Genomic DNA, 12,698 nt, shown 5'->3' on the forward strand with positions numbered 1-12,698 from the left:
TCCTATATTCTTTTCAACGAGAATAAAAATAACACCTATTCATTACAAATGCAACAGTTTTTTCAAGAACAATACAGTATATTTTTTTTGACCTGAAGTGGACCAAACACCAAAAAAATAATACCGTGTAAGGTTTACTAGAACCAAAGAAAAGCCCGCTCAGTAAAGAGCAGGCTCTGCATTATGAATATATTTAGGCTTCAAGAGTAAATAGTATGAATGCTTCTATCCGTAACTGCTCATCAATATGACGAATTTCCTCCTGGCAAGATACCTTGTTTCTTGCATCGAGCAGTTGGTTAATACTGCTCTTCACACGTAATATTTTCTGTTCAACATCACGTGATCGGTATTGCTGTTCAAACTCCTGCAAGGAATTCTTGTATTCGTATACGATGCGAGCTTGGTCTTGTTTGACTTCAATAATCTTGCGAACAGAGCCTTGGGAATAAAAATACATCATGGTAAAACCAGCATACACCCGGTTCTCCATTCCTTCACCCTTGAAAGCAAGAAACAATTTGCGCACGACACTCGTCAGCTGAGGATTCACTAGACGGCAAGACAACTCACAGACATATAATCCATCTTCTCGATCAAATGGGAAATAGACTTCCTCTCCAGCACCATCACGAAGTACAACATCCTGCCCGCCCTTGCCCAGCACTTTCACTCGTTGGTGCTGAAGCTGGCTGTCTTCGGCCATTTTTAAAAACTGCTGCATCTGAGGTTCTGTTAATTTCAAAGTGGCTTTAACATATTCTGTGGCTAACCGCTGAGCCATAAAAAATCTCCTCAATTCTTTCCCGACCATTCTGTAGTCAGGCCGATTTAAAACCGTAATGTTCATTACTTAGCTTCATTATACACTACCGCGGGCGGAACCCGCCCTTCTGCCATGCAATGAATTTCTGCTTTAAATCATTAAAAATCAGGAAGAAACTTGAAATTATACATCCCATAGGGAAAATGCTCATTATTCTGCAAGAAAGTTCGTGTTAGCTCGATTGTTCTGCAAGATCGTCTGGTCACTTGCTTTTGGTGAGAATTGTTAGGACTACTCTTCTATAGACGGCTGTTCTTCTGTAAACCCTGCATAACGGGATATGACTGCCCACAGCTCATCCTTGCCTAAACCTTCCTCTGACGAGAAAGAGACAAAGCTGTCTTCGGGATGAAGACCGATCGCATCTCTTATGACTTTTGCATGCTTGGCTCGGCGTGTCTTAGGAATCTTATCCATCTTCGTAGTCACGACGCATACGGGAAGCCCATGATGCTTCAGCCATTCATACATCATAATGTCGTCTTTCGTAGGGGGATGACGCATATCAATCATCTGCATGACCAGCTTCAGTTCTTCTCGTTCAAGCAAATACTTCTCCATCATTTGACCGAAGAGCGCACGCTGTGTCTTCGATACTTTGGCATACCCATAGCCTGGAAAATCCACAAAATAAAGCGCATCATTAATGCGGTAATAATTAAGCTGCTGGGTTTTGCCTGGGGTTGAGCTCGTTCTTGCCAGATTCTTACGATTAATCAATCGATTGATCAGCGAAGATTTCCCCACATTGGAACGCCCTGCCAGAGCAATCTCCGGCAAGGCGTCCTCAGGGTATTGGCTAGGGCTGACCGCACTAATGATAAATTCGGATTTTGTAACTTTCATAATCGATATTTATCCTCTCTTCATAACACACCAATGAAATAATGGAACTCTCGTTGATGCTCATTGGCTTATCTAGTGCACACCTGCCTGTTGTTCGACCAGTGCATGCTGAAGCACTTGATCCATGTGTGCAACAGGTACGAATTCAACATCTTCTCGTACACTGTCCGGTATATCTCTTAAATCCCGTTCATTATCCTTCGGGAGCAAAATTTTCTTATATCCTGCACGATGTGCCGCAAGCGATTTCTCCTTCAGTCCGCCAATCGGGAGAACCCGGCCGCGGAGTGTAATCTCACCTGTCATCGCCACATCCTTGGATACATGACGGTTAGTCAATGCAGATATCAGTGCAGCAGCCATTGTAATTCCGGCAGAAGGTCCATCCTTTGGAATGGCACCTTCCGGAATGTGAATGTGAATATCGTTCTTCTCGTGGAAGTCAGGTGCGATCCCGAGATCCCCTGCTTTGGAACGTGTATAACTGAAGGCTGCTTGCGCAGATTCCTTCATAACATCCCCCAGTTTACCCGTCAGAGTAAGCTTGCCTGTACCCGGAACAACAGTCACTTCGATAACGAGTGTCTCACCACCGACCTCTGTCCAAGCAAGTCCCGTAACCGTCCCGATCTGATCCTCAAGCTCAGCAACACCGTAACGGAATTTCTGCGGACCTAAGTAATCTTTCACATCATCCGGAGCGATAACAATCTTGCCTGTGTGGCCGGATACGATCTTCTTCGCAGCCTTGCGGCATAGGGAAGCCATCTGCTGCTCCAGATTTCTCACGCCGGATTCTCTCGTGTATTCACGAATGACTTTCAAGAGAGCATCCTGCTGCACTTCCACTTGTTCTTCGGTCAATCCATGCTCTGTGATCTGCTTCGGCAGCAAATACCGGCTTGCGATCTGCAGCTTCTCCAGCTCCGTATACCCTGGAATGTTAAGCACTTCCATCCGATCGAGGAGTGGACGCGGAATACTGTGAATCGTATTGGCTGTCGTTACAAACATGACGTTTGACAGGTCAAAGGGAAGCTCTACAAAATGGTCACTGAACGTATTGTTTTGTTCAGGATCAAGCACTTCAAGTAGAGCAGAGGATGGATCTCCGCGAAAATCAGAAGCCATCTTGTCGATCTCATCCAGCAAAAATACTGGATTCAGTGAACCTGCGGTCTTCATTCCTTGAATGATTCGGCCAGGCATGGCACCGACATACGTTCTTCGATGTCCGCGAATTTCGGCTTCGTCTCTTACACCGCCCAAGGAGATACGCACAAACTCACGGCCAAGTGATTTGGCAATAGAACGCGCAAGTGATGTCTTACCTACCCCTGGAGGACCTACAAGACAAAGAATCGGACCTTTCAGCTTCTTCACCAGCTTCTGGACAGCTAGATATTCAAGCACGCGCTCCTTCGGCTTCTCTAGACCGTAATGATCTGCATCCAGCACTTCTTCAGCGGCATGAATATCCAGATCATCTTCCGTCTTGCGGCTCCATGGTAGAGCTAACAGCCAATCCACGTAATTGCGGATTACGCCGCCCTCTGCGGAGCTGGCAGGCATTTTCTCAAGCCGATCAATTTCCTTCTCGACCTTCTCTCGCACTTTGTCAGGGAGTGACAGCTCTGCCGCACCCGTACGAAGCTCTTCAACTTCACCGGCACGCCCTTCCTTCTCGCCAAGCTCCTTCTGTATCGCCTTCATTTGCTCACGAAGATAATACTCCTTCTGGGTCTTCTCCATCTGCTTCTTGACCCGCTGGTTAATCTTGCGCTCCAGCTCAAGGACCTCACGCTCATTATTCAAAATGTCCAGCAGCTTCTCAAGCCGCTGTTTTACATCTACTGTTTCCAAAATATCCTGTTTGTCCTTGATCTTCAGGGACAAGTGACTCGTTATAACATCCGCAAGACGCCCCGGCTCTTCAATATCGGATACAGCTGCAAGGGTCTCGGGTGTTACCTTCTTCGATAGATTTATATAATTTTCAAACTGGCTGAGAACGGTCCGCATTAATGCATCTGTCTCTGGATGGTCCGCCTCTTCCTCCGGCAGCTCCACCGCCAGCACTTCATAGAACTCGTCTTGATCTGTATACTCTGTTATCTCTGCTCGTTCAAGTCCTTCCACGAGAACACGAATGGTTCCATTCGGAAGCTTCAGCATTTGTCTGACCTTCGCCACTGTACCGATCCGATAAATATCCTCACGTGCAGGATCTTCTATATTTACGTCAGATTGAGAACACAGGAGAATCAGATGTTCTTCTACCATCGCTTTTTCCAAAGCCTTGACGGATTTCTCCCTGCCCACGTCGAGATGCAGCACCATGCTCGGATAGACGAGAAGTCCTCTTAAAGGCAGTAAAGGAAAACGACGAACTTTGGTTTTGCTCGGCCCCATCGCTTTCACACCTCCAATGGCTCTCAGGTTGTTATCATTCATTATTCTATCAAATGTTCACATAAAAAACCAATGAAGGAGAAGTCTTTACATGCTTTCTGTACTATTCATCGTTCCGCCGCGATTCAAGTCCGCATGTAGTATTGAAGGTGAAGATTGTGGAAACAGCTCGGGTGCAGGTGCAGCCTTCTCTTCATTGTCTGTCATCAGCTCTTTGCCGAAGACATGCTCGAATACTTCATCCACGGACTCAACAGGAATAACCTTCAAGCCATCCAAACCTTCAAAAATGGTCTGCCAGTTGTCTGCAGGGATAATAACCGTCTTCGCTCCAGCCTGAAAAGCAGCCTCTACCTTGGCCAGCACGCCGCCGATCGGCTTTACTTTTCCATGAATGCTGATCTCACCTGTCATTGCCAGCTCATGATCGACGGGAATCCCCTTAATTGCAGAAGCAATCGCCGTTGCCATGGCAATTCCCGCGGAAGGACCATCTATTGGTGTACCTCCAGGAAAATTGATATGAAGATCGTAGTTAGAAGGCTCCAGCCCCATGGATCTGAGCACGGTAATTACATTTTCTACAGACCCTTTGGCCATGCTCTTCCGACGGAGTGTTCTTGAACCGCCGCCAATCTCCTCCTCATCGACAACTCCCGTGATGTTATATATTCCTTTTCCCTTCATTACAGGCACCGCGGATACTTCAATCTCAAGCAGCGCACCCATGTTAGGTCCGTATACGGCAAGACCATTGACAAAGCCCACTTGTGGAAGACTTGGCACCTTCCTGTCCGGTCTCGGCTGAATCTGACTGCTGCTGGCGACCCATTCGAGATCCGAAGCCCGAAGCTCATCCCGATTCTCAGTCAGAGCAAGTCCTGCGGCGAGCTGTACAATATTCACCGCTTCACGACCATTGGTGGCATATCTTTTTACAACCTCCACCGCTTCGGGATTGGCTGCAAAGCCAATCTTACTGATCGCATCCTCCGCAATTTGTCCAATCTCCTCAGGCAGCAGTGCGCGGAAGAAGATCTCCATACACCGGGAACGAAGAGCCGGAGGAATTTCGTGAGGTGAACGGGTCGTTGCCCCTACCAAACGAAAATCAGCCGGCAGACCGTTTTGGAAAATATCGTGGATATAAGCAGGAGTATGCGTATCTTCGGAGTTATAGTACGCACTTTCCAAAATAACCTTACGATCCTCTAATACTTTGAGCAGCTTGTTCATCTGAATCGTATGAAGCTCACCAATTTCATCGACAAATAAAATCCCGCCGTGCGCCTTCGTAACCGCTCCTGGTTTAGGCTGAGGAATACCTGCCACGCCCATTGCACCTGCGCCCTGGTATATCGGATCATGAACAGAGCCGATCAGTGGATCGGCAATACCGCGCTCATCGAATCTGGCGGTTGTCGCATCAATCTCTGTAAATTTGGCATCTGCTTTGAACGGAGAGGCCGGATTCTTTTTGGCTTCCTCCAAAATGACCCGCGCTGCCGCGGTTTTACCTACTCCCGGCGGACCATAAACGATAACATGCTGCGGATTTGCACTGCAGAGAGCTGCCTTCATCGCGCGGAGCCCATCCTTTTGACCGACAATATCCTCCATCTTGGCAGGACGCGTCTTCTCGGCAAGCGGCTTGGTCAGTGATATGGACCGCAGCTTTCTCAGCTTGTCGAGTTCCTTCCGAGACTCACGTTCCACCGCACTTTTATTGTTTCTCTGTCCACGCAGCATATTCCAGAAATAGAGCCCGATTACGACTCCGAAAAACAAATTGATTAACATAACAATAACGGTTAATTCAGTACCCATATTAGGTGTCCCTCCTGTTCTTTTCGTCACTTACCACAAAAAGTTCGATACATGGTAGTATAGCCTTTTCACTCCGGCATAAACGTCAAAAACAGAAGTTCTCTTATAGATTTCAACATCAAACAGGAACAGAGACGGTTCTTCAGGCAGGCAAAAAGAAAACTGCTTCCTCATACGAGGAAGCAGTGAAGAGTTAAATTCTTATTTTATAAAAAAAAGATTAGTGCTTGCGTCCCGGAATAACACCGGTTGCTTCATACACTTCTACGATCTTGTCGATTTCTTTCTTCAGTTCTTCAACCATTTCAGCCTCTGGCACTTTGCGGATCATCTCTCCATGACGGAACAGAAGTCCTTCGCCGCGTGCCCCTGCAATCCCGATATCGGCTTCTCTCGCTTCACCAGGACCATTAACCGCACAACCCAGCACCGATACCTTGATCGGTACTTTAATTTGTGAGATATAATCCTCTACTTCATTAGCAATGGAGAACAAGTCGATATCCAGACGACCGCAGGTCGGACAAGAAATCAGGGTGGCCGCATTTGTAATCAAACCAAAGGTTTTGAGCAGCTCACGGGCAACCTTGATCTCTTCAACCGGATCTGCACTGAGTGAAATCCGCATTGTGGAGCCGATTCCCATAGATAACAGAGCACCCATGCCTGCCGAGCTCTTAATTGTACCTGAGAACAGCGTACCTGCTTCTGTAATCCCAAGGTGCAATGGATATGGAATCACCTGTGCAGCCTTAGTATAAGCCTCGATGGCCATTGGAACGTCAGATGCCTTAAGCGACACGATAATATCATGGAAATCCAGCTCTTCCAGAATGCCGATATGGAACAAGGCACTTTCTACCATCGCATCGGCTGTAGGATAGCCATATTTTTCAAGCAAATGATTCTCAAGCGAGCCAGCATTCACACCGATACGGATTGGAATTCCTTTTTCCTTACATGCTTTCACAACGGCTTCTACTTTTTCACGTTTGCCGATGTTACCCGGATTAATCCGAACTTTATCGATCCCATTTTCGATTGCTTTTAGAGCTAATTTATAATTAAAATGAATATCCGCCACTAGCGGAATATGAATTCTCTTCTTAATTTCCTTAATCGCTTCTGCCGCTTCATCATTATTGACCGTTACACGAACAATTTGGCATCCCGCTTCTTCAAGCCGCAAAATCTCAGCTACCGTTGCATCCACATCAGCCGTTTTCGTTGTACACATACTTTGAATAATGACTTCATTGCTTCCGCCAATGGTAATGTTGCCGACTTTTACGGGACGTGTATCTTGTCTTAAAAACATGATTCCTTTCTCTCCCCATAACGTCAAATCTCCACCCGCTAGAGGCCTGGAAATATCCAGTATAAATAAACCTCATTACGAGTGGAGTAAGACTTGTTTATTTAGGCACTCTCTTCTTGCTTCTTATCTTTATCACCATGCAGTTCAGGTGCTGTCTTCTCTTCAACAACCTGCTTCGTAATGACACACTTCGTAACATCCTCGCGGGAAGGAATTTCATACATCACATCAAGCAGGAGGCTCTCAATGATCGCACGAAGTCCACGGGCACCCGTATTACGCTTGATTGCTTCTCGAGCGATCGCTTCGAGTGCTTCCTTCTCAAATTCGAGAGTTACATTGTCCAACTCCAGCATCTTCGTATATTGCTTAACCAAAGCATTCTTCGGCTCAGACAAAATGCGAACGAGCGTCGCCTCATCAAGCGGCTCCAATGTAGAGATGACCGGAAGACGCCCAACAAACTCTGGGATCAGACCGAACTTCAGCAAGTCCTCTGGAAGAACCATTCCGAGGTACTCACCCGGCTTCAGATCCTTCTGCTCAGCAGAAGAGTTAAAGCCGATTACTTTTTTGCCGATACGGCGTTTGATCATTTGCTCGAGTCCGTCAAAGGCACCGCCGCAGATGAACAAAATATTTGTAGTATCGATTTGAATGAATTCCTGATGAGGATGTTTACGTCCGCCTTGTGGTGGAACGGAAGCAACCGTACCCTCTAGAATTTTGAGGAGGGCCTGCTGTACACCTTCACCGGATACATCACGTGTAATCGAAGGGTTCTCCGACTTACGTGCTACTTTATCAATCTCATCGATATAAATAATGCCGCGCTCTGCCTTCTCAACATCATAATCAGCAGCTTGAATGAGCTTGAGCAGAATATTCTCAACGTCTTCACCTACGTACCCTGCTTCTGTGAGCGAGGTAGCGTCTGCAATCGCAAATGGAACATTTAGAATCTTCGCCATGGTTTGAGCCAAGAGCGTTTTACCAGAGCCCGTTGGTCCCAATAGCAGAATGTTACTCTTCGACATTTCTACATCGTCAATCTTGCTCTGTGTATTAATGCGCTTGTAATGATTATAAACGGCAACAGACAGCGATTTCTTCGCTTGCTCCTGACCGATAACATACTGATCCAAAATATCACGAATCTGCATCGGTTTTGGAATATCCTTCAGATCAATCTCTTCATCATGACCGAGTTCTTCCTCTACAATCTCTGCACACAGCTCGATGCATTCGTCACAAATATATACCCCTGGTCCAGCGACAAGCTTACGAACCTGTTCCTGGGATTTACCACAGAAAGAACATTTAAGCTGCCCTTTCTCATCGTTAAATTTAAACATCTAACCACCCCTTTAAGAATTAATCGGTCTGGTGAGTACTTGGTCAATGATACGGTATTCTAAAGCTTCTTCCGCGCTCATAAAATAGTCGCGGTCCGTATCACGCTCGATTTTATCAAGGGGTTGACCCGTACGCTCCACGTAGATCTGATTAAGCTTCTGACGCGTTTTAATAATCCAGTCGGCGTGAATTTGAATATCGGATGCCTGACCTTGGATCCCGCCAAGCGGCTGATGTATCATAACTTCACTGTTCTCCAGCGCAAAGCGCTTGCCAGGTGCACCCGCAGTGAGCAGAAGTGAGCCCATGCTGGCAGCCATCCCTACGCAGATGGTTGAAACGTCTGGCTTAATAAATTGCATTGTATCATATATACCCAACCCTGCAGTAACAGAACCACCTGGTGAATTGATATATAAGCTGATATCCTTCTCCGGATCCTCTGCAGCCAAGAATAAGAGCTGCGCTATAACGCTGTTGGCCACATCATCATCTATTGCACCGCTGAGAAAGATAATACGATCCTTCAATAGTCTTGAATATATATCGTAAGAACGTTCACCGCGATTGGTTTGTTCAACAACCATAGGCACGAGATTCATGTTCCGACCTCTTCTCCATAATAGAATCTTACTGCCACATTAATCAGGGTTAAATAAAGTTCAGTCTTAATTTTATCATGTTCCCTGTTCAATGTCATTTATGACTGTTCTCCTCAGACAAGTAGCTGCTAAAGAGAAAGCTTGATCATATTTAACCATTTTTTTTATGTATGTGCAAATCGGACTTCCATCCTATGGAGTTAAGACCTATAACTCAAGTATATGGAAGGTACAGTTAAAATATCACGACAGCTCACTTATTGCCATTTAATAATATATTTAACTATAAAATGGATATTCATGAGAAGAAATAAGGCACGTTTAGTAAAATACCTTACGTGCCTTATCTGTTCTATTTCTAACGTGATGTGTAATCTTATTCTTCAGTTGCTTCTACAGCAGCTTCCTCAGCTGGAGCGTCAACTTCTACGCTGTTTGCAAGAAGGAAGTCAATCGTTTTGCGAAGCAGAACTTCTTCACGAAGGCTGTCGAAAGAACCGTTGCTTTCGAGAATTTGACGAATCTCTTCTGGAGTACGTTTGAAGGAAGTCGCCATATTGTTCAGCTCTTCGTTAATATCCTCATCGGATACTTCAATGTTCTCTTGTTTACCGATTGCTTCAAGAACCAGGTTGTTGCGAACGCGCTTCTCAGCATCGCCCTTCATTTGGTTTTGAAGATCTGCTTCCGTTTGACCGGAGAAGCTCATGAACATTTCAAGGTTCATGCCTTGTTGACGAAGACGGTTGTCAAAGTCACGCATCATGTTGCGAACTTCGCTGTTAATCATTCCTTGTGGAATTTCAACTTCTGCATTAGCAGCCGCTTTCTCAACAACAACATTTTCTTGGTTAGCTTTTGCTTCTTCTGCTTTGCGCTCAGACAGCTGCTTCGTAAGATCTTCTTTGTACTCAGCAAGAGTATCGAATTCACTTACATCCTTCGCAAACTCATCGTCGATTGCAGGAAGCTCTTTGCGTTTGATTTCGTGCACTTTCACTTTGAAGATGGCTTTCTTGCCAGCAAGTTCTGCCGCATGATATTCCTCAGGGAATGTCACTTCAACATCCTTGTTGTCGCCAGTAGCAAGACCGATTACTTGCTCTTCAAAGCCAGGAATGAATGTGTTAGAACCCAGTTCCAGGGAATAACGCTCAGCTTGTCCACCGTCGAACAGTTCTCCATCAACAGAACCTTCGTAGTCGATTACCGCGATATCACCGGACTCTGCAGTACCTTCTTCGATAACTACAAGCTCAGCATGACGTTGTTGCAGACGCTCAAGCTCAGCATTCAGTTCTTCTTCGGAAACTTCTGTGTTTGCCTTAGGAACTTCAAGTCCTTTGTACTCGCCAAGTTTTGCTTCAGGTTTAACGACAACTTTTGCTTTGAATTTGAAAGCTTCACCTTTTGCGAATTGATCGATGTCCACTTCTGGTTGTTCAACAGGGAAGATTTCTGTTTGATCAACAGCTTCCGTGTACACTTCAGGAAGAAGGATATCAATCGCGTCTTGGTACAGGCTCTCTACGCCGAAACGAGCTTCGAAGATCGAGCGAGGCACTTTACCCTTACGGAATCCAGGTACATTTATCTGTTTAACGACTTTATTAAAAGCCTTGTCGAGAGCAGCAGCTACACGATCTGCTTCTACTTCAACTTCAAGAACCCCAAGGTTCTTCTCTATTTTTTCCCAAGTTGCTTTCATTTATGCTTTCCCCTCCAAATTTCACATGTTAACCATGTCAAGCGCGTACAAAATAACCATTTTAGTATAAACAACATTAAATGCAATTTCAAGGGTAAACCCTTGCAGGCGTCAAAAGGAAGTTTTCGGCTATTTTACATCCAGTCCGCCGGATACAAATCGTTTAATGGATCGGTACGCCTGCTCGAATCTAAATCTGACTTCACTCGTGATTTCGTAGACCCTTCTAATCTCTTCTTCGTCCAGTGATCCGCCCAGACTCTCAGCGACTGCCGCATGGAGCGCCGCAGCCCATATATCGAGTGTCGAATCATCGCCTTCAAGCATAGAACGGTAGTCGCTTGTGCCATATACAGCCATCACATATTGGGACCATAATTCCTGAGCAAAATAAAACAGGGTTGGTTCATGCACTTCCGTCTGATCTGCTACGAGCTCCAGCACTCGAATGATCGGAAACGGGAATTCATCCGGCTTCAGTGGAATAGATTCTACCTCAACCTCCACTTTTTCCGATCCTCGTGTAAGAGATACCGTTGCCTGTGATCCTCTTTTGCGCAAGGTCTGCAGCACTCGAAATTGAAGCAATGGATGCAGCTTTCGCTGCTGAAGCCATTCGCACAGCGAATGATCAATACCCGGTGTTTCGATATAGGCCAGCTGATCCAGTGCCAGCATCGTCTGCTCGCTCAGCGGCTCTTCCATGACCGTTCTTAGCAGCTTATCCGCATATGCTCCATCTTCCGCCATTTTATTTCGGGCATTTTGACGAGCAAAATCCTCTTCACTCTCTTCCAGATCCTCGTCACTTCGTCCGTCTTCTCTCTGATCACGATCTATATATTGAGGGAAAGCTGCACGCAGCCAGTCCAGCAAAGCTTCCCATTCTTCACAATTCCGTTTCTCCTGCCCTTCGCATTGAAGCAGGAACTCAAGCAAACGCATCGCTTCCGAATAGCGCTCATTCTCCAGCATTACGGTAAGCTGAATCTGATAGTAATCCAGCGTCTTCGGGAAGAGAACAATATTTTTCTCTTTGGTTTGGGAGTTCGTATCGCTCATTATGACTGCCTCCTCTCTATCCGGTTTAACGACAACTATAAATCGACTTGTTGAATTATATAGAAACTACATATCCGTGTATAGCTCTAATATATTAACATAACCGAATTCAGTCTAAAAAAACATATTTTAGCTTATTTCATTCAGACCAGCGATATGTTGTTAAGATAAAACAGCCTCTCGGCTGACTGCGATGCGGATGCTATCGATGCCTATGCTTCGACGAACCCCCCATTTGGGGGTCTCATCACTACGGAAGCAAAAAAGAGCACCCTTTCGGATGTCTCTCATCGTCCCACTCGGGGTACAGCCTCTCGGCTGACTGCGATGCGATTGCTATCGATGCCTATGCTCCGACGAACCCCCATTTGGGGGTCTCATCCCTATGGACGCAAAAAAGAGACACCCTTTCGGATGTCTCTCATCGTCCCACTCGGGGTACAGCCTCTCGGCTGACTGCGATGCGATTGCTATCGATGTCTATGCTTCGACGAACCCCCATTTGGGGTTCTCATCCCTATGGACGCAAAAAAGAGACACCCTTTCGGATGTCTCTCTTTTTTTACGTCCCAGGAGGGATTCGAACCCCCGACCGACGGCTTAGAAGGCCGTTGCTCTATCCAGCTGAGCTACTGGGACAAATTCAAGCGCGAGATATATCGTATCATATATATGTGACGATAGCAAGCGTTAACTGTTTTTTATTTAGTTAAGCCTGCGGATGCTATCGATGCCTACGCT

General features: G+C 46.0%; 9 protein-coding genes and 1 tRNA gene. All 10 read right to left on the bottom strand.

All coding sequences use genetic code 11. The features are described 5' to 3' along the window. Positions 1–193: 193 nt before the first annotated feature. The gene (locus tag TCA2_RS24925) at positions 194–784 is read right to left on the bottom strand and encodes a hypothetical protein (protein WP_047914309.1); all 591 of its coding nucleotides are present in this window, start codon (positions 782–784) and stop codon (positions 194–196) included. Positions 785–1,057: 273 nt separating this feature from the next. Further along, positions 1,058–1,672: a ribosome biogenesis GTP-binding protein YihA/YsxC gene (gene yihA / locus TCA2_RS24930; RefSeq protein ID WP_047914310.1), complete on the bottom strand. Its 615-nt coding sequence runs from the start codon at positions 1,670–1,672 to the stop codon at positions 1,058–1,060. Positions 1,673–1,744: 72 nt separating this feature from the next. After that, positions 1,745–4,084, bottom strand: coding sequence for an endopeptidase La (gene lon, locus TCA2_RS24935; RefSeq protein WP_047914311.1), 2,340 nt, complete (start codon positions 4,082–4,084; stop codon positions 1,745–1,747). 87 nt (positions 4,085–4,171) lie between these two features. Beyond that, entirely contained in the window at positions 4,172–5,911 is a 1,740-nt protein-coding gene (gene lonB / locus TCA2_RS24940) for an ATP-dependent protease LonB (RefSeq protein WP_047914312.1), read from the bottom strand. Between the two features lie 220 nt (positions 5,912–6,131). After that, positions 6,132–7,229, bottom strand: coding sequence for a flavodoxin-dependent (E)-4-hydroxy-3-methylbut-2-enyl-diphosphate synthase (ispG, locus tag TCA2_RS24945; protein WP_047914313.1), 1,098 nt, complete (start codon positions 7,227–7,229; stop codon positions 6,132–6,134). Between the two features lie 101 nt (positions 7,230–7,330). Further along, entirely contained in the window at positions 7,331–8,584 is a 1,254-nt protein-coding gene (gene clpX, locus TCA2_RS24950) for an ATP-dependent protease ATP-binding subunit ClpX (RefSeq protein WP_047914314.1), read from the bottom strand. 12 nt (positions 8,585–8,596) lie between these two features. Continuing rightward, positions 8,597–9,187: an ATP-dependent Clp endopeptidase proteolytic subunit ClpP gene (clpP, locus tag TCA2_RS24955; RefSeq protein ID WP_047914315.1), complete on the bottom strand. Its 591-nt coding sequence runs from the start codon at positions 9,185–9,187 to the stop codon at positions 8,597–8,599. 376 nt (positions 9,188–9,563) lie between these two features. After that, positions 9,564–10,895: a trigger factor gene (tig, locus tag TCA2_RS24960; protein WP_047914316.1), complete on the bottom strand. Its 1,332-nt coding sequence runs from the start codon at positions 10,893–10,895 to the stop codon at positions 9,564–9,566. Between the two features lie 129 nt (positions 10,896–11,024). After that, positions 11,025–11,957 (bottom strand): hypothetical protein, encoded by a 933-nt coding sequence (locus tag TCA2_RS24965; protein ID WP_047914317.1) that lies wholly within the window; start codon positions 11,955–11,957, stop codon positions 11,025–11,027. A gap of 565 nt (positions 11,958–12,522) precedes the next feature. After that, positions 12,523–12,596: transfer RNA gene (locus TCA2_RS24970), tRNA-Arg, on the bottom strand. Positions 12,597–12,698 lie beyond the last annotated feature (102 nt).

The organism is Paenibacillus sp. TCA20 (genome assembly GCF_000732325.1).
GTDB classification, from domain to species: Bacteria; Bacillota; Bacilli; order Paenibacillales; family Paenibacillaceae; genus Paenibacillus; species Paenibacillus urinalis.